Origin of the sequence: Roseateles sp. (assembly GCF_044373315.1) — a bacterium.
Taxonomy (GTDB): domain Bacteria; phylum Pseudomonadota; class Gammaproteobacteria; order Burkholderiales; family Burkholderiaceae_C; genus JACDQM01.
In genome coordinates this window covers 92633-114447 of record NZ_JBILQK010000002.1, presented here as the reverse complement: position 1 = coordinate 114447, position 21815 = coordinate 92633, and the positions used below count along the sequence as shown (strand labels likewise).

The following is a 21815-nucleotide window of genomic DNA, read 5'->3' as shown; positions in this document are numbered from 1 at the left end:
TCCCCGCAGTGCCGGGGCGCGCATCGGTGATGCTAGGGGCAGGGCGCCATCTGGCGTCTGGTTGTCGGGTGGCGGGCGCTGTTGAGTCAGCGTGGCTGTGCGCTCGATGGAGTTGCAACGAGCGCGGATGCCACCCCATGCGGACAAACCTACCAGTTACCGGCAAGGCCTATGCCTTTCCAGCGGATCAGACGCTGATCTCGGTCACGGACCCCAAGGGGCGCATCACCTACTGCAACAACAACTTCGTCAACGCGAGTGGCTTCTTGCGTGAAGAGTTGCTGGGTCAGCCGCACAACGTGGTCCGCCACCCAGATATGCCGGAAGAGGCCTTCCGCGACATGTGGGCCACCATCGAGGGCGGGCGACCTTGGTCTGGCATGGTGAAGAATCGCCGCAAGAACGGGGACCATTACTGGGTTTACGCCAACGCGACACCGGTGCGCAGCGGTGAACGCATCGTTGGATTCCTCTCGGTTCGGACTGCGCCTCAGGCTGGCCAGGTGGAGCAGGCCGAGCAACTGTATGCACGGATGCGCGACGAGGCGGCTGCAGGGCGCTTGAATCATCGGCTTGAGGCGGGACGCTTGCGCATCGACACGGCGCTGGGGCGCTTGCGCCGGTGGCTGACGATGGGGCCGCTTGGGTGGATGAATGTCAGCATCGCCGCTGCCGCCCTCGGCCCCACCATTTCCGCTCAACTCGAGGCGCCTGGCTGGTTGACGTTCGTGGTGGCAGCCCTTGGCGCCGGCATTGCCTGCATCCTGGCGCAACGCACGCTGATCAAGCCGCTGCACGCGATTCGCGATGCGGCATTTCGCATGGCTTCAGGCGACCTGACGCGCACGGTGGAGGTCGAGGCGCAAGGCATCCTGGGCGAGCTGGAGTTGGCCTTGGCGCAGCTATCGGTGTCGGTGCGGACGGTGGTGCGCGATGTGCGGCATGAGGTCGCCAATCTGCGCGGCGCGTCGCAGGAGATCGCGGCCGGCAGCATCGATCTTTCCGGTCGCACCGAGTCCCAGGCCAGCAGCCTGGAGCAGAGTGCCGCCTCCATGGAGGAGATCAGTGGCACTATCAAGCAGACGACACAAATGGCAGACCAGGGCTCCGTCCTGGCGACTGAAGCCGCTGCATTGTCACGGCGAAGCCATGAGGCCGTGCAGGCTGTTGCTGAGACCATGAAGGACATTGCTGAGTCCTCCGGCAAGATCGGCAGCATCATCCAGGTCATCGATGGCGTGGCCTTCCAGACCAACATCCTGGCCTTGAATGCTGCCGTCGAGGCGGCGCGCGCTGGCGAACAGGGGCGCGGCTTCGCCGTCGTGGCGTCCGAGGTGCGTGCGCTGGCACAGCGAACGACCGGAGCTGCGCGCGAGATCAAGCAACTGATCGAGGACTCGATTGGCCGCGTGGAGAACGGCGCGCGCCAGACCCAGGCTGCGCAGGAGCGCATGGGAGAAACATTGGCTGCAGTGGAGAAGACCACGGGATTGATCGACGAAATCCGTCGTGCCGCGCAGGAGCAGGAAGTCGGTGTTGGCCAGATCAGTCAGGCGGTGGCTCAGCTCGACACCTTGACGCAGCAGAATGCTGCAATGGTTGAAGAGCTGTCGGCGGCAGCCAAGTCCATGGATGCGCAGGTGACCGTGGTGCACGGCACAATCCGCGTGTTCAAGCTCACCGAGCGCGATGTGACCTTGGCCGAGGAGGATGCGGTGCAACTGCGCAAGCAGAACCAAGCCCTCCAGTCCAGTGGGACTGCCGAAGAGCTCAATTTTGAAGCTGCTCTTGCGGCCCATCAGCAGTGGCGCGTGACTTTGCGCAATGCGGTGTCGCGCAAGCTCAATGTGAATGCTGATGAGCTCCGCCGCGACGATTGCTGCCAGCTTGGCAAGTGGCTCCACGGTGTCGGCGGCAAACGCTGGGGCCATGAGGCCAGCTTCGTGCGGCTGATTGCCGTGCACCGCGATTTCCATCAGCAGGCCGGCAAGGTGGCCGATGCGCTGATGCAGCAGCGCTACGAACAGGCAGGCAAGATGCTGGACGCTGGAACCCCCTTCGTCGAGGCAGGCAAGCAGGTGGCCCAGGTTCTCAAGCAGCTGCGCGTCCGTGTGGATGGTGGGGGCGTTGAGAGCGGCTCGTCTCAGAGCCCGACGCCGCCGGCAACGCGAAAGCTGCAGTCGGCAGGCGTTGCCCCACATCCAGCACCCACGCCGCGCGCGCAACGTGCTCCGACCCCGAGTGCGGATGCCGGCGGCGACTGGGAGACTTTCTGAACGGACGCTGGAACTGGCAGTCGGGTAGAAGCTCTCAGCACTCGCATCTGCGTTTGCTGGCAGTCAGCACACGCTGCACTTCAGCAGACAACGCAATCCGCTGCAGCGGCTTGACCAGAACGCCGTCTGCACCCGCCTCGAGAAAGCGGTCTCGGTCCTCGGGCAGATCGTGGCCGGACACGATGATGACTGGCATCCTTGGCCCACCTTTGAGCTCCTTGGCGCGGATCTCGCGCAACACATCGAGCCCGCTCAGTCCTGGCATCGAGACGTCAAGTAGCACCAGATCGAAGGCCTGCTGAGCCAGGGCATTCAAGGCCTTCTGACCGTCCGTGACCAGCGCACCGCCGTGGCCCAGGGCCTTCAGCAGCGCCGCGGCTGCGCGCAGATTCAGCGGCATGTCGTCGGCGACCAGCACGCGCAGACTGCTTGCTGCCGAGGTGCTCGAGGCGTAGCTCATTGCCTTTGGTTCGCCGGTGCTGTCGGAGTTCAGGTTTTGGCGCGTGGGATGCGTCCCAGCAGATAGAACTCATCGTTGGGGCGCAAGGAGATGGTGTTGGCCAATCGATTGGACAGGCCGAACAGGGCGGTGATCGAGCAGATGTCCCAGATGTCCTCGTCGCTGAAGCCCTGGGCGCGCAGCCCGGCGTAGTCTGCGTCGCCGACCTCGGCCGAGTTCAGGCAGACCTTCATTGCGAAGTCCAGCATCGCGCGCTGACGAGGTGAGATGTCAGCCTTGCGGTAGTTGGTGGCGATTTGGTCAGCCAGCATCGGCGCTTTTTCATAGACCCGCAAGATCGCCCCATGAGCCACCACGCAGTAGAGGCAACTGTTCGCCGCGCTGGTGGCGACGATGATCATCTCGCGCTCGCCTTTGCTGAGGCCGGAATCCCGCAGCAGCAAGGCATCGTGGTAGGCGAGGAATGCGCGGAACTCGTCCGGACGCCGCGCCAGTGCCAGGAAGACATTGGGTACGAACCCAGCCTTTTCTTGCACATCCAGAATGCGCTGGCGCACATCTTCAGGCAACGCGTCCAACGCGGGAACGGGGTAGCGGCTGATGGCATTCATCGGAGCGTCCTCTTTGTCCAATGCACTTGGTTTCAAACGGTTTCCAGCCATGATAGCCACGGGGGCGATGGTCGCTAGGGCAGAATACCGGCCTGCACCGCCAGGCACCAGCTCTGGTGTGTTCTGCACAACTTCGAGCATGCGCGCCCAACCTTTTTCTCAGTTTTTTGCTTCGCGACTGAATCGCCGCGCCTGGCTGGGGGGCTCATTGTCGACCCTCGCCCTGCCTGCCTTGGCCCAGTTTCGCGTCGAGATCTCCGGCGTCGGAGGCAGTCAGCTGCCGATCGCGATTCCGGACTTCCGTGATGAGGTCCGTGCCGGCCAGCCGGTGGCTGCCATCATCCGTGCTGATCTGGAGCGCAGCGGCCAGTTCCGCATCATCGACGCAGCGCCCGGGCCGCACGAAGGCATCGCGCCGGTGTGGAGCGAATGGCGCAGTCGGCAAGCCGACGCACTGGCCGCTGGCTCTGCCATGCGTCTGGCTGATGGCCGGGTTGATCTTCGATTCAAGCTTTGGGACGCCGTCAAGGGCCAGGACCTCGGCGGCGAGGCTCATGCCGTGGCGCCCGACGACGTGCGTCTGGCAGCGCACCGCATTGCCGACACCATCTACCAGAAGCTGACCGGCGAGCGCGGCATCTTCGCCACGCGTATGGCCTATGTCACCAAGGCGGGCAGCCGCTACGCGCTGCGCATCGCCGATGCCGACGGCGAGGGCGGGCAGGTGGCCTTGTCCAGCCCCGAGCCCATCATCTCGCCGGCCTGGGCGCCGGACGGTCGTGAGCTGGCCTATGTGTCCTTCGAGTCGCGCAAGGCCGTGGTCTGGCTGCAGGACCTCTCCACGGGGCGCCGCCGTGTACTGGCCGATTTCCGCGGCAGCAACAGCGCACCAGCTTTCTCGCCTGACGGGCAGCAACTGGCGCTGACCTTGTCGCGCGATGGCGGCTCGCAGCTCTTCATGATCCGGCGCGACGGCAGCGGCCTGCGGCGCCTGACCCAGACTCAGGCGATCGATACCGAGCCGGTGTTCGCGCCTGATGGGCAGACGCTGTATTTCGTCAGCGACCGTGGTGGCAGTCCGCAGATCTACCGGATGCCGGTGGCCGGCGGCAGCGCGGATCGCGTGAGCTTCAGCGGCAGCTACAACATCAGTCCGGTGATCAGTCCCGATGGCAGGACGCTGGCCTACGTGAATCGCAGCGGCAGCGCCTTCAAGGTCTGCGTGATGGATCTGGGCAGTGGTGCGGTACGGGTGATCAGCGACACCAGTGATGACGAAAGCCCGAGCTTCGCACCCAACGGCCGACTGCTGGTGTATGCAACCCGCTCCGGTGGCCGCGATGTGCTGATGACCAGCACATTGGATGGCCGCATCAAGGCGCGATTGGTATCGACCCAAGCCGATGTGCGTGAACCCACCTGGAGCCCGTTTGGGCGCTGAATGCTGCAACCAAGCTGGGCCTGGGCGGCAAGCTCAAGGCCCCGTCCGGACCCTTTCTTGTTTTTTAGAGGAGTGACTGAGTGATGAAGAACCCAAAGTTTGCCCTGGCCCTGTTGGCCGCTGCTGCCCTGGCTGGCTGCAGCTCGACCAAGCTGGATGAGCCGGCACCTGTCGAGAGCCGCGTGGTGACACCGGCGACGGGCGGCACCGGCACGGGCACCGGAGCGAACACCGCACCGACGTCGACGACCAAGGTGCAAACGGTGGATCTGGCTGCCCAGGCGGCCGAGGCAGTGTCCAAGCTGCGCGTCGTCTACTTCGACTACGACAGCTATGTCGTTAAGTCTGAGTACCAGAATGTCATCGAAGCGCACGCCAAGCGCCTGAGCGTGGATCCCAAGGTGACGCTGCGCCTGGAAGGCCATACCGACGAGCGCGGTGGCAGCGAGTACAACCTGGCCCTGGGTCAGCGTCGAGCGGAAGCCGTTGCCAAGTCGCTCGGACTGGTGGGCGTGGATGCAGCGCGCATTGAACCGGTGAGCTTCGGCAAGGAGCGTCCGGCTGAGGTCGGCAGCGGCGAGGCTGTGTGGGCCAAGAACCGTCGCGTCGAGCTGAAGGACAAGTGAGATGAGGTCCGCCTGGGCATTCGTCACCCGTCCGTTCCTGGCGTTGGCCTTGGCCGGAGCCGGCCTGCTGGCTGGCGGACCCGCGCATGCATTGTTCGAGGATGATGAGGCCCGCCGGGCCATCCTGGATCTGCGTGCGCGAGTTCAGAAGCTCGACGAAGCTCAGCGCCAGTCGGCTGAAGCACAAACCGGGCAGCTTGCCGAGCAAGTCAGCCAGTTGCGTCGCAGCCTGCTGGAGTTGAATGCCCAGCTCGAAACGCTGCGCGCGGAGATGGCCCGGTTGCGCGGCCAAAACGAGCAATTGGCCCGCGATCTGTCGGACACGCAACGCAAGTTGACCGACCAGTCGCAGAGCCTTGACGCGCGGCTGCGTCCCTTGGAGCCACAGAAGGTCGCCCTGGACGGGCGCGAGTTCCAGGTGGATCCGGATGAGAAGCGGCAGTACGAGGCCGCTATCGGTCTGGTGCGACGCGGCGACTTTGTCGAGGCTGCCGCGGCGCTGGGCGGATTCCAGCGCCGCTACCCCGCGAGTGGCTACGTGGACTCGGTGCGTTTCTGGCTCGGCAATGCCTACTATGGCAAGCGCGACTACAAGGAAGCGATCGAGACCTTCCGGGCCTTCATCAAGGCCAGCCCGACTCACCCGCGGGCCGCCGAGGCTCTGCTGGCGACGGCCAACTGCCAGATCGAGCTCAAGGAAGTGAAGGGGGCACGCCGCACTCTTGAAGATCTGCTCAAGACCTATCCCGGCACCGATGCGGCTCAGGCCGCCAAGGAACGACTGGCCGCCTTGAAGTAGGCGCAAGGCCAAACGGCGCTCAGCGCTGGTTCAGCAAGCCCCTGCCACCGCTGTGGCGGGGGCTTTGTTTTTCTTGCCCTCTAGAATTCGCGACATGCAGGATATCGACATCATCTCTCTCGGTCAGCACGTGTTGTGGGCCGGTTTCGGCTTGGCCGTGCTGTTTGGCGCCGTGGCGCAGCGCACGCACTTCTGCACCATGGGCGCGGTGGCTGACATCGTCAATATGGGCGATTGGGCCCGCATGCGCATGTGGGTGCTGGCCATCGGTGTAGCCATGCTGGGCTTCAACACCATGGTGGGACTTGGGTGGATTGATGCGGGCAAGAGCATCTACACGGGCTCGCGTCTGTTGTGGCTGTCGTATCTGACTGGCGGGCTGTTGTTCGGCTTCGGCATGGTGCTGGCCTCCGGCTGCGGCAACAAGACCTTGCTGCGCATCGGATCCGGTAATCTGAAGTCCCTGGTGGTGTTCGTGGTGATGGGCTTTGCGGCCTTTGCGACGCTGAAGGGCGTGACTGCCGTCGCGCGGGTCGCGACAGTTGATCAGGTCTTCATTGAGCTTTCCACCGGTCAGGACCTGCCCTCGATGCTGGCACCGGTGCTTGGGCTCGCCAAGGCGCAGGCGGCCTTGCTGCTTGGCGCCGTGATTGGCGGTGCGCTGGTGCTCTGGGCTGTTTTCCGTGCTGAGGGACGCAATCAGGACGTGCTGCTGGGCGGTCTGGGGTTGGGCGCTCTTGTGGTCGGCTTCTGGTGGGTTTCCGGTGTGATGGGACATCTGGCTGAGCATCCGGAGACGCTGGAGGAGGCGTTTCTTGGCAGCACCAACCAGCGCATGGAATCACTCACCTTCACCGCGCCTGTGGCCTACACGATGGATTGGCTGATGTACTTCAGCGACAAGAGCAAGGTGCTGACCCTGGCCATCGTCTCTGTGCTGGGCGTTGTTGTTGGGTCGACGCTGTATTCGCTGCTGACGGGCAGCTTCCGCTGGGAGGCGTTCCGCGGCGTTGAGGACACCGCGAATCACATCATCGGCGCCGTGTTGATGGGTGTGGGCGGCGTTGTGGCCATGGGCTGCACTGTGGGTCAGGGCTTGTCCGGCGTGTCGACACTGAGTCTTGGCAGTTTTGTCGCTTTCGCCGGCATCATCGTCGGTGCTGTGGCTAGCCTGCGATTCCAGATGTGGCGGCTGGAGCGCATGGCGTGAGCGCTGAGGCCCGGACGCCGAGCGAGGTTGACGCTGAGCGGCGCTTTGGCGGCTTGCGTCGGCTCTATGGAGACGCTGACTACGCGCGTCTGCGAGCAGGACGTTTTGCCGTCGTGGGCTTGGGCGGCGTCGGCTCCTGGGCCGTCGAGGCCTTGGCCCGGATGGGCGTCGCGGAGCTGGTCCTGATCGATCTCGATCATGTCGCTGAATCCAATGTCAACCGCCAGGTGCAGGCGCTCAGCTCGACGCTGGGCATGGCCAAGGGCGAGGCGCTGCGTCAGCGCATTGCTGACATTCATCCCGACTGCAAGGTCCGCGTCATCGAAGAATTCGTTGACGAACAGAACTGGCCTGGCTTGTTGGAAGGTCAGTCGATCGATGGCTTGATCGACGCCTGTGATCAGTTGCGTGCCAAGGCATGCTTGGCCGCCTGGGCGATGGCTGCGGGCCTGCCCTTTGTCGGTGTGGGCGCTGCGGGTGGCAAGCGCCAGCCTCACGCGATCGAGATAGAGGACTTGGGTCTGCTGACCCATGATCCCTTGCTGGCATCCTTGCGTCAGCGCTTGCGCAAGCAGTACGGCGCAGCCAGGCAGGGTCGTATGGGGGTCCGTTGCGTGTTCTCGCGCGAGGCGGTGCTGCGGCCGCAGGACGCGGCTTGTGGGTTTGAGGGCGAGTCGGATGGCAGCCTGAACTGCCACGGCTATGGCTCCAGTGTTGCCGTCACCGCGAGCTTCGGCATGGCAGCTGCCGCAGAAATGCTGAAGATTTTTGTGGGAGCGTCGGCAAAAAATCTTGCGAACAAGGCTTGAGTTTGCCTATAATCTGAGGCTCTGCTGAAACGGGGGTTGTTAGCTCAGTCGGTAGAGCAGCGGACTTTTAATCCGTTGGTCGCAGGTTCGAATCCTGCACAACCCACCAGTCATGTGGTTTCGTGGGTCCTTAGCTCAGTTGGTAGAGCAGCGGACTCTTAATCCGTTGGTCGAAGGTTCGAATCCTTCAGGGCCCACCAAACGAACATGACGCACCCGATTCGGGCTCTTAGCTCAGTTGGTAGAGCAGCGGACTCTTAATCCGTTGGTCGAAGGTTCGAATCCTTCAGGGCCCACCAGATTTGCTGGTTTCATAAAAGGACTTGTCACGTTGGCAAGTCCTTTTTGCTTTGTGCTGACCGATCCGATCGCCGTCAGTGGTGCCTCGTGGCCGTGGCTCGCACACCTGTCACAAACCCCTAGGCTCGTGTGCTGTGCCGGCTCAGCTAGACTGCGCCCCGCTCGACCACTAGCCAAGAGAGTTGCATGTCAGCCATTCAAGAATCCGCGTTGCTCCAGGCCTTGCAGGCGGTCATCGACCCCAACACGCAGCAGGACTTCGTCTCGACCAAGCAGCTGAAGAACCTGCGCCTGCAAGGCGCAGATGTGTCTTTCGACGTGGAATTGGGCTACCCGGCGGCAAGCCAGATTGATGCACTGCGTGCGTCGCTGGTGGCAGCGGCCCGCTCGGTGCCGGGCGTGGCCAACGTGAGCGTTTCGCTCAGCAGCAAGGTCACTGCCCATGCGGTGCAACGCGGTGTGCAACTGCTGTCGGGCGTCAAGAACATCGTGGCTGTGGCCTCGGGCAAGGGCGGCGTCGGTAAGAGTACGACCGCAGCCAACCTGGCCTTGGCGCTCGCCGCCGAAGGCGCCCGCGTCGGCCTGCTGGATGCGGACATCTATGGCCCCAGCCAGCCGATGATGATGGGGGCCAGCGGCCGGCCAGAAAGCCAGGATGGCAAGCTGATGGAGCCCATCATGGCCCATGGCGTGCAACTGATGTCGATCGGTTTCATGATCGAGCCGGACCAGGCAATGATTTGGCGCGGGCCCATGGCCACGCAGGCGCTGGAGCAGCTGCTGCGCCAGACCCGCTGGCAGGATCTGGACTACCTGATCATCGACATGCCGCCGGGCACTGGCGACATCCAGCTGACCCTGTCGCAGCGGGTGCCTGTGACGGGTGCAGTGATCGTGACGACGCCGCAGGACATCGCCCTGATCGATGCCAAGAAAGGCCTGAAGATGTTCGAGAAGGTCGGCGTCCCCATTCTGGGTATCGTCGAGAACATGGCTGTGCACATCTGCTCTAACTGCGGCCATGCCGAGCACATCTTCGGCGCCGATGGCGGCAAGCGCATGGCGGCTGAGTACGGGATCGCCTATCTGGGCGGCCTGCCGCTGGCGCTGAGCATCCGCGAACAGGCTGATGCGGGGCGTCCCACCGTGATCGCCGATCCGAGTGGCGAAATCGCCGGCCTGTACAAGGCCCTGGCCCGCCAGGTGGCGGTGAAGATCGCCAAGCAGGCGAAGGACTACTCCAGCAAGTTCCCGAGCATCTCGATTTCGAAGACGACCTGAACGCCTGCGCCAGACCTTGTTTCAATCAGCCGCTTGCGCCGGCTGGATCGGGTCGCTGCGCAGCCACAAGCTGAAGCAGGCGCCAGGGCTGATGCCCGCCTCGGCGCGCAGATCACCGCCGTAGCGCTCCACCAGGCTGCGGCTGATCCACAGTCCCAGTCCGGTACCGTCGCTCTTGGTGGTCGCGAAGGGCTGGAACAAGCGCTCAAGCATGCCCGGGCTGAGACCTGGCCCGGTATCGCAGACGGCAATGCGCACGCCGACCGCGTGTCCTTCGGCATCATCCCAATCCTGCGTGCTCAGGGTCAGCTGGCCGCCGTCCGGCATGGCTTGCGCGGCGTTCAGCAGCAAATTGATCAGCACCTGCTGCAATTCCTGCCGGTTGATGCCAACCTCGCGGCTGGTCCTGTAGTCGCGCAGCACCTGCACCTTGCTGCGCTGCAGTTGATGCTCGACCAGAACCAGACTGCTGTCCAGCGAATCGGCCGTGTCGACCTGTTCCACATAACCCGCATACTCGGTGGGCCGGGCGTACTGCAGCAGCTGGGTCACGATCAGGCGCATGCGCTCGATCTGCTGGTCTATGAGGCGGATCTCGGACTGCGCCGGCGCGGCTGCCGGCCCGAGCAGTTCGCGCATCAGATCCAGATTGCCCTGGATCACACCGATGGGGTTGTTGATCTCATGCGCGATGCTGGCGGTCAACTGTCCGACGGCCGCCATCTTTTCGCTCTTCACCAACTGATGCTGGGCGGTCTGCAGATCCTGGGTGCGCTCGGCGACCTTTCTGTCCAGTTCCTCGCCCCAGCGCTGCAGCGCGCGGGTCTTGTCGTCGACCGTGTCCAGCAGGTGGTCCAGGTGAGCGGCCAGCGCCCCCAGTTCATCGTGCGAGGGCAGAGCGCCGACCCGCGCTGCGCTGTCGCCGCCTTCGACCTTCTGCATGGTGCGCGTCATGCGCTCAAGTGGCTTGAAGATGCTGCGGGCCCAGCGCAGCGAAGCCCAGGCCGCAAGCAGCATCACGGCCATAAAGACGAAGCCTACCCCCGCCAGCACGCTGTACTTGGCCCACAGAAAGGGCTGCTCCAGAAAGCCGACGTAGAGCATGCCGATCCGGCGGCCATCCTTGTCCAGCAGCGGCTGATAGGCCGAGACATACCAATCATTGACGACGAAGGCACGGGCCAGCCAGGTGCCGCCCTGGCCCAGCACCTGCTCGCGCACCTGCTGGGAGACACGTGTGCCGATGGCGCGCTCGCCGCGCGAACTCTCGAACAGCCGCACATTGGTGCTGATGCGCACGTCATCGAGAAAGAGCGTGGCCGTCCCTTTGCTGAGCGGCGGCAGCGAGCCCTCCGGGTAGACGATCTCGTTGATGTGATCGATGAAGCCCAGGTTGCGATTGAGCAGCACGCCGCCCTGCAGGTGGCCACGCAGGCGCCCGGTGGCGTCATGCACCGGTGCCCGCGCGATCATCACCATCGCCCGCTGCTCCACCTGCCTCTCCGTCGGCGCGGCGTTCAGCGTTGGCAGCAGTGGCACGGGAAGCCGGTCCATCAGCGCAGGCGCGATGCTCCTGAACTGCTCGGGCTCAAGCACGGCCACGGACGCCTGCGAGCCGGACGAATCCGCCATCAGGACCGGCATCTGATGACCCGCGCCGATGGCGCCTAGCTCGCTGGCCAGCGGCGTGCCGTCAGGCGCGAGCAGATTGAGAAACTCGAGCCCGTGCCGCCGGCGTGCCTCAGCGAGCAGGGCGGGTACGCCATCCAGTGTCTGCGCTGCCAGCAATCGAACCAGCTTGTGAGCATCGGCCGCGGCCTGGGTGCCGCTGCCCACCTCGGCCTGGACACGTTCGAAATAGCCGTTGGCCACCGCCAGGTCGCTGCGCACCTTGGTGACCAGCAGTCGGTCGAAGGCAGCATCGCCCCAGTAGATCAGGATCAAGCCGAGCAGAGGCAGGACGCCGCACAGAGGCAGCAGACTTAAGGCCAGCAGCTTGCTGCGTATGCTGACCCCCGGGCGTGCTGCCTCTGATGGATCGGGCGTCTTCTGCATCGTTCAGGCCTGGGGGCCCCATTCGGCGAAGCGCCGCTCCAGCGTGCGCTTGGAGATGCCCAGCAGCCGTGCCGCCTGCGCCTTGTCGCCTTGCACCGAACCCAGCACCGCCATGATGTGGCGCCGCTCCAGCGTGTGCAGATCCGTTGTGAGGGGCTCAGAAGCTGGCACCCCGCTCTCGGACTTGGGCAGACCTGTGAAGCCAGGGTAGAGGGCCGACACGTTCAACGACCCCAGGATCAGCGAGCGCTCGATCAGGTTGCGCAGTTCGCGCACATTACCTGGCCAGTCGTACTGCTGCAGGTAGGCCAACTCATGTTCGCCCAGCGCGATCGGATCCACGCCCAGGCGCGGTGCCAGTTCAGCGATGAAGTGCCGGGCCATGGCGGGGATGTCCTGCTTGTGTTCGCGCAGCGGCGGCAAGCTCAACTCGACCACCTGCAGCCGGTAGTAGAGGTCCTTGCGGAAACGCCCGGCTGCCACTTCTTCGCTCAGCTGGCGGTTGGTTGCCGCGATGATGCGCAGGTCCACCGCGATGCGCTGCTCGCTGCCGACGGGGCGGATCTGGCGCTCCTCCAGCACCCGCAGCAGCTTGCCCTGAGCGGCTAGCGGCAGTTCGGCCACCTCGTCGAGGAACAGCGTGCCGCCCTGGGCGTAATAAAACAGGCCATCGCGCGCAAAGCGGCTCAGCGTGCCTGGATCGGCAGCGTGTCCGAACAGCTCAGCCTCGACCAGCTCGGGCGACATCAAGGCGCAGTTGACCGGCACGAAGGGCCCGCCGGCGCGAGCGCTGCCTTGATGCAGAGCTTGGGCGGCCAGTTCCTTGCCCGAGCCCGACTCGCCGCACAGCAGCACCGTGCTGTCCACCGGCGCAGCGCGCTGCAGACTCTGGCGCAAGGTGCGCATCACGGGCGACTCACCCAGCAGCGCGCTGGCCACCGCGCTGCGCTGCGACAGCGTGCGGCGCAGCACATAGTTCTCGCGCGCCAGGCGCGCGCGCTCCAGGCTGTGCCGGACCGCATTGAGCAGCTGCGTCAGGCGGAACGGCTTGAGGATGAAATCGGACGCGCCGATGCGCAGCGCCTCGATGGCGGTGTCCAGATCGGCGAAGGCGGTGATCAGGATCACCTCGCAGCTGTTGCCCTGTTCGCGCAGCTCACGCAGCCAATCCAGGCCGCGCTTGCCGGGCAGGCTGATGTCCAGCACGATCAGGTCGAAGCGCTGCTGAGCCACCAGCGTTTCACCGTCTTCAGCACTGCCGGCAGACATCACCTGACCGCAGCGCGAGGCGAGTGTCTTGACCAGGAAGTTGCGCATGCCTTCCTCGTCATCCACCACCAGCACGGCACTGCTGGGCCAGTCCATTCTTTGGGCTTGGCCCAGGGGGAGGGTGGAGAGCGCTTGCATCACCGCGGCACTGTAGCTCAGCGGACAATGCCGCGCATGTCGTCGAAAGAAGCGCTGCGCGTCCTGTTGCCCAGCCTGAGCCAGGCCCGGGCGCCCCTGATCCATGCCATCGAGGTGCTGGATGAGCATGGGCTGCTTCGCAGCCTGAGCATCCCTGCCGAGCGATCCTTGACGGTCTACGTCGACAAACGCGAGCTGGTGACGCTGATGACGCTGGGTGAGCAGCCCGAGTTGCTGGTGCTGGGCTATCTGCGCAACCAAAGACTGGTCGATGGCCCCGACGCCATCGAGTCCATTACGGTGGACTGGGAGGTCGGTGCGGCCGCGGTCAGGACACGTACCGGCCTGCCCGGCTTGGCCGAACGAACGGCCCGGCGCACCGTTACCACGGGCTGCGGACAGGGCACGGTGTTCGGCGACCTCTTGCAAGACATCGACGCCACACCTCTGCCGCCGGCGGCCTCGGGGCGACTATCGCAGCGCGCGCTATACGACATGCTGGCAGTGGTGCGCAACGTCGACAGCATCTACAAGCAGGCCGGCTCGGTGCATGGCTGCGCGCTGTTCGCAGGCGATGCGATGCTGTGCCATGTCGAGGACGTGGGCCGCCACAACGCGATCGACACTATCGCCGGGTGGCTGTGGATGCAGCAGCTCGAGCGCGCTCAGCTGGCTGCGCCGGTTGCCTTTTACACCACCGGCCGCCTGACCAGCGAAATGGTGATGAAGGCGGCGCTGATGGGCGTGCCCATCGTGGTGTCGCGCAACGGCGTGACTCAGATGGGGCAGGCGCTGGCGGCCCGCTTGGGCCTGTGCCTGATCGGGCGCGCCAAGGGGCGGCACTTCCTTGTCTACAGCGGCTTTGATCGCTTCCTCGCCGAGCCGGAATCGGCCTGAGTGGCGGGCCTGTGGCAACTGCTGCGGTGCAGCATGTTGTGTTTGCGCCTAGTTGCCATGCGTCGTGTGCACAAGCGTGCGGCCTCCTTGTGAGCGCTGGGCGGCCGATCCATCACTCAACTTGCGACAGTCTGTCTAAGGGTTGTTATGAGTTTGGCTTGGGTGGTGCGACAGTTTGTCGTCGTCGATCGCCTGCTTGCAGAATAGCCCGGCCCTGCCGGACAAACTGGCGGGCCGTGCTTCATCGTGTGCCAATCTGTGTGAGGGCCGACCCTGAATGGACAAGCCGCGCACTTTGTGCGGGAATCGGTGGGCGTGTCGCGTGACGGCCTTGCAGTTGGATCCGAACCCAAGCGCGGGGTCAGCCCGCATGGAGGCAAATCAGATGGACATGAACCGGAGGAAGTTCTTCCGGGTGAGCGGCGCAGGACTGGCAGCATCCAGTCTTGCAGCGCTGGGCTTCTCGCCCACGGCGGCTCTCGCCGAAACGCGCGCATTCAAGCTCTCCCGGACTACCGAAACCCGCAGCACCTGCCCGTATTGCTCGGTCAGCTGCGGTCTCATCATGTACACGCTGGGAGACAAGGCGAAGAACGTCAAGTCGACCATCGTCCACGTCGAGGGTGATCCCGATCATCCGGTGAACCGCGGCACGCTGTGCCCGAAGGGCGCCGGTGTGATGGACATGATCCAGAGCCCGAATCGCGTCAAGTTCCCGCAGGTGCGTGAGCCTGGCAGCGCCGATTGGAAGCGCATCAGCTGGGAAGACGCGCTGACCCGCGTGGCCAAGCACATGAAGGCCGACCGCGATGCCAATCTGGTCAAGACGGTCGAGAAGGACGGCAAGACCGTCACGGTAAACCGCTGGAACACCACCGGCTTCCTGATCTCTTCAGCGTCCTCCAACGAATCTGGTTATTTGAGCGTCAAGATCGCTCGTGGTCTGGGGATCGTCACCCTGGACACACAAGCACGCATCTGACACGCACCGACGGTGTCCAGTCTGGGCCCGACTTTCGGTCGTGGAGCGATGACCAATTCGTGGACTGATATCAAGAACACGGATCTAGTTCTCATCATGGGCGGCAATGCCGCCGAAGCGCACCCCTGTGGTTTCAAGTGGGTGACCGAGGCCATGCAGCAACGCAAGGCAAAGCTCGTCGTCGTCGATCCGCGCTTCACGCGCTCGGCTGCGGTGGCGGACTATTACGCGCCCATCCGTGTCGGAACGGACATTGCGTTTCTCGGCGGGGTAATCAACTACCTGCTGGCGAACGACAAGATCCATCACGACTATGTGAAGCTGAACACCGACTCGACCTTCCTGGTGAAGGAGGGCTTCGCGTTCGACAACGGCTTCTTCAGTGGCTACAACCAGGAAAAGCGCAGCTACGACAAGGCGACTTGGGGCTATCAACTCGGCGAGGACGGCTTCGTCAAGGTGGACGATTCGATGCAGGACCCGCAATGCGTGTTCCAGCAGATGAAGAAGCACTACAGCCGCTACACGCCGGAGATGGTGTCCAAGATCACCGGCACGCCGAAGGACCAGTTCCTGAAGGTGTGCGAGCACATTGCCGGCACGGCCGCCACCAACAAGGTGATGACCATCTGCTACGCACTGGGCTGGACGCAGCACTCGGTGGGTTCGCAGAACATCCGCACCATGGCCATGATCCAGCTGCTGCTGGGCAATATGGGCCGGCCGGGCGGCGGCATCAATGCGCTGCGCGGCCACGCCAACGTGCAGGGCATTACGGATATGTGCGCCTACTCCGAGGTGCTGTCGGGCTATCTGAGCTCGCCGACCGAGGCCGATGTCGATCGCGAGACCTATCTGAAGGCGCGCACGCCCAAGGCGCTGCGCCCGAATCAGATGAACTTCCCGCAGAACTTCCCGAAGTGGCACACCAGCCTGATGAAGGCTTACTACGGTGCCGCCGCGACGAAGGACAACGACTTCGCCTACGACTGGCTGCCCAAGCGTGACGGTGCCTACGATGTGCTGGCGATGTTCGAGCGCATGCACAACGGCAAGATGAACGGCTTCATCTGCCAGGGCTTCAACCCCTTGGCCGCGGTGCCGAACAAGAAGAAGCTGTCGGCCGCGCTCAACAAGCTGAAGTACCTGGTCATCATGGACCCGCTGGAGACCGAGACCAGCGAATTCTGGAAGAACTTCGGGCCGCTCAACGATGTGGACCCGGCCAAAATCCAGACGGAGGTGTTCCGCTTCCCGACCAGCTGCTTCGCCGAAGAGACCGGCTCCTTCACCAATTCCAGCCGCGTGATCAGCTGGAAGGAGAAGGCGGTCGATCCTCCAGGTGAGGCCAAGACGGATTCGGAAATCATGGCGCGCCTGTTCATGAAGCTGCGCGGCATGTACGCCAAGGACGGCGGCACGCTGCCGGAGCCGGTGGCTGGCCTGGCCTGGCCCTATGTGGTGCCCAATGTGCCGTCGCCGGCCGAGGTGCTGCGCGAGATCAGCGGCCGCGCGCTGGCTGATCTGTACGCACCGCCGCCGGCGCCAAAGCTGGACGACAAGGGCAAGCCCATCCCGCTGCCGCCGCCTGCGCCCAATGCACCGCCGCCACAACCCATCGTCAAGGCCGGCGAGCAGGTGCCTGGTTTCGCGGTGCTGCGCGATGACGGTACGACGGCTTGCGGCAACTGGATCTATGCCGGTTGCTGGAGCCAGGCGGGCAATCTGACGGCACGGCGTGACAACTCCGACCCGACAGGTCTCGGTGTGCATGCCAACTGGGGCTTTGCATGGCCGGCCAACCGTCGCATCCTCTACAACCGCGCCAGCGCGGACAAGGATGGCAAGCCCTGGGATCCGAGCCGCAGATACCTGGCCTGGAACGGTACGAGCTGGGCCGGCGGGGCGGACATACCGGACATGCGTCCTGATGCAGCACCTGAGCAGGGTGTGGGTGCTTTCATCATGAACCCCGAGGGCGTGGCACGTCTGCACGCCATCGGCATGGCCGAAGGTCCCTTCCCCGAGCACTACGAGCCCTTCGAAACGCCTGTGGGTGTCAACCTGATGTGCCCGAACAACCCCAAGGCCATCTCCAATCCGGCCGCACGGGTCTACAAGGGCGATATGGAGGCCTTTGGCAAGAAGGAGGACTTCCCCTACGCAGCGACCACCTACCGCCTGACCGAGCACCTGCATTACTGGACCAAGCACTCACGCAGCAATGCCATCGTGCAGCCGGCACCGTTTGTGGAAATCGGCGAGGAACTGGCCAAGGAGAAGGGCATCAAGCAGGGCGACAAGGTCAAGGTGCGCAGCAATCGCGGTGAGGTCATCGCGGCCTGCGTCGTGACCAAGCGCATGAAGGGCCTGGACGTCAACGGCAAGAAGGTCCACCACGTCGGCATCCCCATCCACTGGGGCTTCAAGGGTGTGACGCAGAACGGCTATCTGGCCAATGCGCTCACCCCCTTCGTCGGCGACGCGAACTCGCAAACGCCGGAGTTCAAGGCCTTCCTCGTCAACATCGAGAAAGTCTGAGGTAAACCATGTCCAGCCTACAAAGCCAAGACGTGGTCGCCCGTTCGGCCACAACAACAGCAACGCCCCAGGTGCGCTCAACGCCCGAGGTTGCCAAGCTCATCGACGAGTCCAAGTGCATCGGCTGCAAGGCCTGCCAGGTCGCTTGCATGAACTGGAACGATCTGCGCGACGAGATCGGCGACAACATCGGCGTCTATGACAACCCGGCGGACCTCACGCCGAGCTCGTGGACGGTGATGAAGTTCTTCGAGGTGGAGCCCGACGGGGGCAGCCTCGAATGGCTGATCCGCAAGGACGGCTGCATGCACTGCGACGATCCAGGCTGCCTTAAGGCCTGTCCGGCGCCGGGCGCGATCGTCAAGTACAGCAACGGCATCGTCGACTTCATCTCCGAGAACTGCATCGGCTGCGGCTACTGCGTCGCCGGCTGCCCCTTCGATGTGCCCCGCATCAGCAAGAAGGACAACAAGGCCTACAAGTGCACGCTCTGCTCGGACCGCGTCAGCGTCGGTCTGGAGCCGGCCTGCGTGAAGACCTGTCCGACTGGTGCGATCGGCTTCGGCACCAAGGAGGACATGGTGGCCTACGGCGAGAAGCGCGCGGGCGAGTTGCAGGAGCGCGGCTTCAAGAACGCCGGCCTCTACAACCCGCAGGGCGTTGGCGGCACGCATGTGATGTATGTGCTCAAGCATGCCGACAAACCCGAGCTGGAAGACCTGCCGGCCGATCCGCACATCAACCCGATGGTGTCGGTCTGGAAGGGCATCGCCAAGCCGCTGGCCGTGGCCGGCATGGTGGGCGCGGTGGTGGCCGGGTTCTTCCATTACATGAAGGTCGGTCCGGTGGAGTCCGAGTCGTCGGATGAGAAGGAGTCGTCATGAAATACCTTCGTCGCTATGAGGATCGCGATCGCATGAACCACTGGGCCGTGGCCCTGTTGTTCGTGCTCGCCGGCTTGTCCGGGCTCGCCTTCTTCCATCCCAGCCTGTTCTTTTTCTCGCACCTGTTCGGCGGTGGGTCCTGGGCGCGCATCCTCCATCCCTTCCTCGGGTTGGCGATGGCGCTCTGCTTCCTCGGCCTGTTCTTCCGCTTGAAGGCCGACAACGCCTTCAACGAGGGCGACAAGGCCTGGAAGGCCAAGATGGGTGAGATGCTGAAAGGCAAGAAGGACGGCCTGCCACCCGTGGGCAAGTACAACTACGGGCAGAAGATGGTGTTCTGGACGCTGGCGATCAGCCTGTTCGTGCTGCTGGTGACGGGCTTCATGTTCTGGCGCCCGTGGTTCGCGCATTACTTCCCCATCGATGTGATCCGTGCGGCCGTGCTGCTGCACTCGATCTCGGCGGTGGTGCTGGTTCTGGCGACCATCATGCATGTGTACGCGGCGATCTGGGTCAAGGGCACGGTGCGTGCGATGACGCGCGGCACGGTCAGCGAGGCCTGGGCCAAGAAGAACCATCCTTTGTGGCACTCCGAGGTCACACGCGGCAAGTAAGCTTGACGCCTGTCCGGCGGGTGCAAGCTCGCCGGACCCCCATTCAAAGAAGATCATGGAGACAAGCAGCATGGCAGCAGGGCTTCCCGCCCAGGCGACGATCAAGGTGATGTCGCCCGAAGAGATTGCGGCACGAGCCGGTGGCGAGGTGCAACATCTGCGCCTGCCGGAAGGCGCTACGCTGTTTGCCGAGCGGGCCTTGCGCCTGCGGCAGCTGGCGGCCTCGCACGCGATGCGCGACTACCTGATCTTCATGGCCGACCTGGCGCAAGCCCAGCATCTGGTCCTGCCCACCGTTTCGACCCTGCCGCTGCCGACAGGCGCACAGATTGCCGGCGCACGCGCGCTCGGCCGGCCGCCTCTGCCTGCGGCAGATTGGCCGCGCGATCCGGCCTGGCATGCGGCCTTGCGCAGCATCGTCACGGAACTGCTGCCGCGTGCGCCTGAGGGTGCGCGGCCTGCGCTGCAGGCCTTGCTGACGGCCGAGCCCGACTGGCTGGAGCGCCAGGCCGACTGCCTGCTCACGGGCGTCACCCTCAGCTTGGACATGGCTGCCGCACCGCTGGTGGCTGCTGCGCTGCAGTGCTATTGGGTGGCCCTAGTGCAGCAGACCCAGGCCCGCCACGGCGCGGAGGGCATGCCCGCCTTCCTACGCATTGAAGACGAGACCGTCTGCCCCTGCTGCGGCAGCCGTCCCACCGCCAGCATCACGCGCGAGGTGGGCGGAGTGGCGGGGCAGCGTTATCTGCATTGCTCGCTGTGCGCCACCGAATGGCATATGGTGCGCATCCAATGTCCACACTGCCTGTCCGGGCGCTCGCTGGCCTATCAGCAGCTGCAGGCCAGCGAGGGCCATGAGTTGCCCGGCACCGGCGCCAGCATCGGCGCGGTGCAGGCCGAGACCTGTGACGATTGCGGCCATTACCTCAAGATCTTCCATACCGATCGCGACCCTTTCGTTGAGCCTGCGGCCGATGATCTGGCCAGCGTCACACTGGACCTGCTGGTGTCCGACACCGGCATGCGCCGGCATGGCGTCAACCTGATGCTGCTGTTCGGCGAGCCGGATGAGGGCATCCCGCCACCACCACCTGACGACGGGAGGCCCTGATGGCCGCGCCCGAAGAGTCCGTGGTTCACGGCTCGAAGGCAGCACCGAAGGACCTGCCCTCGATCGACAAGCTGCTGCGCCTGCCCCCGGTGGTGGCGCTGTTGGCCGAACATGGTCACACCCTCGTTGCCAACGAAGCGCGCTCCTTGCTCGATGGCTTGCGCGTGCGCGCACTGGCGCAAGAACTGACCCTGGCTGAAGTCCAGCCCGAGCCGCTGCAGCAGGCACTGAGCGCGCGTGTGGCGGCGCGCCTGCGCTCCAATATGCGTGCGGTGATCAACCTCACCGGCACGGTGATCCACACCAATCTGGGCCGGGCGCTGCTGGCCGACGCGGCGCTGCAGCAGCTGCTGGCGCTGATGGCCGGCCCCAACAACCTGGAATACGACCTGGCCAGCGGCGGCCGCGGTGACCGTGACGACCTGATCGAGGACCTGCTGTGCGAGCTGACTGGCGCCGAGGCTGCGACGGTCGTCAACAACAACGCCGCAGCGGTGCTGCTGAGCATTGCGGCGCTCGGCCGCGGCAAGGAAGTGATCGTCTCGCGCGGCGAGCTGGTCGAGATCGGCGGCGCCTTCCGCATGCCCGATGTGATGGCCAGTGCCGGCGCCACGCTGGTGGAGGTGGGCACGACTAACCGCACCCATCCGCGCGACTATGAATCCGCCATCACGCCGCAGACCGCGATGCTGATGAAGGTGCACACCAGCAACTACGTGGTGCAGGGCTTCACCGCAGCGGTCGATGAGGTCACGCTGGCGCCTATTGCGCATGCCAAAGGTCTGCCGCTGGTGACCGACCTGGGTTGCGGAGCGCTGGTCGATCTGTCGCAATGGGGCCTGCCCAAGGAGCCGCTGCCGCAGGAGATGCTGGCCGCAGGCTGCGATGTAGTGACCTTCAGCGGCGACAAGCTGCTGGGCGGCCCGCAGGCCGGCCTGATCGTCGGCAGCCGGGACTATGTGCAGCGCATCCGAAAGTTCCCGATGAAGCGTGCGCTGCGCATGAGCAAGCTGCCGATGGCCGCGCTGGAAGCCACGCTGCGCCTCTATCTGCGCCCCGAGCGCCTGACGTTGGACCTGCCCACGCTGCGCCTGCTGACGCGGCCGCTGGCGGACATCGAGGCACAGGCCGCCAGGCTGGCGCCTGCGCTGAGCCGGGCCCTGGCCCCGCGCTTTGCGGTGTCGATCAAGGCGATGCTGGGCCAGATAGGCTCGGGTTCGCTGCCCATCGAGCGTCTGCCCTCGGCCGGCCTGGCTATTGCACCGCTGGCGCCCAAGGGCCGGGGGCGGGCGCTTGATGAGCTGGCATCGGCGTTGCGGGCCTTGCCGCTGCCGGTGATCGGCCGCATCGCCGAGGACCAGCTGTGGCTGGATCTGCGCTGTCTAGAGCAGGAGCCGGCGATGCTGGGTCAGCTCGATCGCCTGCAGCAGGCGCTTCGCTAGCGGCCACGCCAAGAAGTTATGCTGCCGCCCCTGGCATTTTTGCTCACGCCACTGAAATTCCTTTCCCTT

17 protein-coding genes and 3 tRNA genes are annotated in these 21815 nt (G+C 64.6%); 16 read left to right on the top strand and 4 right to left on the bottom strand.

Translation table 11 applies throughout. The features are described 5' to 3' along the window. The first annotated feature begins 137 nt into the window (after positions 1–137). Complete coding sequence (locus tag ACIQ67_RS01265) at positions 138–2276, top strand: methyl-accepting chemotaxis protein (RefSeq protein WP_397532524.1); 2139 nt, start codon at positions 138–140, stop codon at positions 2274–2276. A gap of 34 nt (positions 2277–2310) precedes the next feature. On the opposite strand, the gene ACIQ67_RS01260 is transcribed toward ACIQ67_RS01265, so the two are convergent. Both ACIQ67_RS01260 and ACIQ67_RS01255 read right to left on the bottom strand, forming a co-directional pair. After that, complete coding sequence (locus tag ACIQ67_RS01260) at positions 2311–2736, bottom strand: response regulator (protein ID WP_397532523.1); 426 nt, start codon at positions 2734–2736, stop codon at positions 2311–2313. Positions 2737–2765: 29 nt separating this feature from the next. Further along, the gene (locus ACIQ67_RS01255) at positions 2766–3347 is read right to left on the bottom strand and encodes a peroxidase-related enzyme (RefSeq protein WP_397532530.1); all 582 of its coding nucleotides are present in this window, start codon (positions 3345–3347) and stop codon (positions 2766–2768) included. 139 nt (positions 3348–3486) lie between these two features. Between ACIQ67_RS01255 and tolB the strand changes: the two genes are divergently transcribed. From tolB to apbC, 9 genes are all read left to right on the top strand, one after another. Beyond that, positions 3487–4788 carry a Tol-Pal system beta propeller repeat protein TolB gene (gene tolB, locus ACIQ67_RS01250; protein ID WP_397532522.1) on the top strand — a complete coding sequence of 434 codons (1302 nt, stop codon included), beginning with the start codon at positions 3487–3489 and terminating at the stop codon, positions 4786–4788. An 83-nt stretch (positions 4789–4871) separates the two neighbouring features. Then, positions 4872–5414, top strand: coding sequence for a peptidoglycan-associated lipoprotein Pal (gene pal, locus ACIQ67_RS01245; RefSeq protein WP_397532521.1), 543 nt, complete (start codon positions 4872–4874; stop codon positions 5412–5414). A gap of 1 nt (position 5415) precedes the next feature. Beyond that, the gene (gene ybgF / locus ACIQ67_RS01240; protein WP_397532520.1) at positions 5416–6213 is read left to right on the top strand and encodes a tol-pal system protein YbgF; all 798 of its coding nucleotides are present in this window, start codon (positions 5416–5418) and stop codon (positions 6211–6213) included. A 94-nt stretch (positions 6214–6307) separates the two neighbouring features. After that, a complete protein-coding gene (locus ACIQ67_RS01235) occupies positions 6308–7423 on the top strand; it encodes a YeeE/YedE family protein (RefSeq protein ID WP_397532519.1) in 1116 nt (371 codons plus the stop codon). Beyond that, a complete protein-coding gene (locus ACIQ67_RS01230) occupies positions 7420–8232 on the top strand; it encodes a ThiF family adenylyltransferase (RefSeq protein ID WP_397532518.1) in 813 nt (270 codons plus the stop codon). Before ACIQ67_RS01235 ends, ACIQ67_RS01230 begins: the two co-directional genes overlap by 4 nt. A 33-nt stretch (positions 8233–8265) precedes the next feature. Next, positions 8266–8341: transfer RNA gene (locus ACIQ67_RS01225), tRNA-Lys, on the top strand. Between the two features lie 15 nt (positions 8342–8356). Continuing rightward, positions 8357–8432 (top strand) — tRNA-Lys (locus ACIQ67_RS01220). A gap of 23 nt (positions 8433–8455) precedes the next feature. Further along, positions 8456–8531: transfer RNA gene (locus ACIQ67_RS01215), tRNA-Lys, on the top strand. Between the two features lie 187 nt (positions 8532–8718). Next, the gene (apbC, locus tag ACIQ67_RS01210) at positions 8719–9813 is read left to right on the top strand and encodes an iron-sulfur cluster carrier protein ApbC (protein ID WP_397532517.1); all 1095 of its coding nucleotides are present in this window, start codon (positions 8719–8721) and stop codon (positions 9811–9813) included. A 21-nt stretch (positions 9814–9834) separates the two neighbouring features. On the opposite strand, the gene ACIQ67_RS01205 is transcribed toward apbC, so the two are convergent. Then, a complete protein-coding gene (locus ACIQ67_RS01205) occupies positions 9835–11868 on the bottom strand; it encodes a cache domain-containing protein (protein ID WP_397532516.1) in 2034 nt (677 codons plus the stop codon). A 3-nt stretch (positions 11869–11871) separates the two neighbouring features. After that, positions 11872–13233: a sigma-54-dependent transcriptional regulator gene (locus ACIQ67_RS01200; protein WP_397532515.1), complete on the bottom strand. Its 1362-nt coding sequence runs from the start codon at positions 13231–13233 to the stop codon at positions 11872–11874. Positions 13234–13311: 78 nt separating this feature from the next. On the opposite strand from ACIQ67_RS01200, the gene ACIQ67_RS01195 reads away from it, so the two are divergent. From ACIQ67_RS01195 to selA, 6 genes are all read left to right on the top strand, one after another. Continuing rightward, positions 13312–14172 (top strand): formate dehydrogenase accessory sulfurtransferase FdhD, encoded by an 861-nt coding sequence (locus tag ACIQ67_RS01195; RefSeq protein WP_397532514.1) that lies wholly within the window; start codon positions 13312–13314, stop codon positions 14170–14172. 385 nt (positions 14173–14557) lie between these two features. Then, positions 14558–17695 (top strand): formate dehydrogenase-N subunit alpha, encoded by a 3138-nt coding sequence (gene fdnG, locus ACIQ67_RS01190; RefSeq protein ID WP_397532513.1) that lies wholly within the window; start codon positions 14558–14560, stop codon positions 17693–17695. Positions 17696–17703: 8 nt separating this feature from the next. After that, positions 17704–18579 carry a formate dehydrogenase subunit beta gene (fdxH, locus tag ACIQ67_RS01185; RefSeq protein WP_397532512.1) on the top strand — a complete coding sequence of 292 codons (876 nt, stop codon included), beginning with the start codon at positions 17704–17706 and terminating at the stop codon, positions 18577–18579. Then, positions 18576–19193, top strand: a complete 618-nt coding sequence (locus ACIQ67_RS01180) for a formate dehydrogenase subunit gamma (RefSeq protein WP_397532511.1) — start codon at positions 18576–18578, stop codon at positions 19191–19193. Before fdxH ends, ACIQ67_RS01180 begins: the two co-directional genes overlap by 4 nt. Positions 19194–19263: 70 nt before the next feature. Beyond that, complete coding sequence (fdhE, locus tag ACIQ67_RS01175) at positions 19264–20304, top strand: formate dehydrogenase accessory protein FdhE (protein WP_397532510.1); 1041 nt, start codon at positions 19264–19266, stop codon at positions 20302–20304. Continuing rightward, positions 20304–21746, top strand: a complete 1443-nt coding sequence (gene selA, locus ACIQ67_RS01170; RefSeq protein ID WP_397532509.1) for an L-seryl-tRNA(Sec) selenium transferase — start codon at positions 20304–20306, stop codon at positions 21744–21746. Before fdhE ends, selA begins: the two co-directional genes overlap by 1 nt. Positions 21747–21815: the final 69 nt, after the last annotated feature.

Excerpts from the sequence above, each read along its gene's own strand:
- pal (WP_397532521.1), top strand. The coding sequence starts at position 4,872 with ATGAAGAACCCAAAGTTTGCCCTGGCCCTGTTGGCCGCTGCTGCCCTG.
- ACIQ67_RS01205 (WP_397532516.1), bottom strand. The coding sequence starts at position 11,868 with ATGCAGAAGACGCCCGATCCATCAGAGGCAGCACGCCCGGGGGTCAGC.
- fdxH (WP_397532512.1), top strand. The coding sequence starts at position 17,704 with ATGTCCAGCCTACAAAGCCAAGACGTGGTCGCCCGTTCGGCCACAACA.
- ACIQ67_RS01235 (WP_397532519.1), top strand. The coding sequence starts at position 6,308 with ATGCAGGATATCGACATCATCTCTCTCGGTCAGCACGTGTTGTGGGCC.
- ACIQ67_RS01180 (WP_397532511.1), top strand. The coding sequence starts at position 18,576 with ATGAAATACCTTCGTCGCTATGAGGATCGCGATCGCATGAACCACTGG.
- tolB (WP_397532522.1), top strand. The coding sequence starts at position 3,487 with ATGCGCGCCCAACCTTTTTCTCAGTTTTTTGCTTCGCGACTGAATCGC.
- apbC (WP_397532517.1), top strand. The coding sequence starts at position 8,719 with ATGTCAGCCATTCAAGAATCCGCGTTGCTCCAGGCCTTGCAGGCGGTC.
- ACIQ67_RS01200 (WP_397532515.1), bottom strand. The coding sequence starts at position 13,233 with ATGGACTGGCCCAGCAGTGCCGTGCTGGTGGTGGATGACGAGGAAGGC.
- ACIQ67_RS01255 (WP_397532530.1), bottom strand. The coding sequence starts at position 3,347 with ATGAATGCCATCAGCCGCTACCCCGTTCCCGCGTTGGACGCGTTGCCT.
- ACIQ67_RS01265 (WP_397532524.1), top strand. The coding sequence starts at position 138 with ATGCGGACAAACCTACCAGTTACCGGCAAGGCCTATGCCTTTCCAGCG.
- selA (WP_397532509.1), top strand. The coding sequence starts at position 20,304 with ATGGCCGCGCCCGAAGAGTCCGTGGTTCACGGCTCGAAGGCAGCACCG.
- fdhE (WP_397532510.1), top strand. The coding sequence starts at position 19,264 with ATGGCAGCAGGGCTTCCCGCCCAGGCGACGATCAAGGTGATGTCGCCC.
- ACIQ67_RS01260 (WP_397532523.1), bottom strand. The coding sequence starts at position 2,736 with ATGAGCTACGCCTCGAGCACCTCGGCAGCAAGCAGTCTGCGCGTGCTG.
- ybgF (WP_397532520.1), top strand. The coding sequence starts at position 5,416 with ATGAGGTCCGCCTGGGCATTCGTCACCCGTCCGTTCCTGGCGTTGGCC.
- ACIQ67_RS01195 (WP_397532514.1), top strand. The coding sequence starts at position 13,312 with ATGTCGTCGAAAGAAGCGCTGCGCGTCCTGTTGCCCAGCCTGAGCCAG.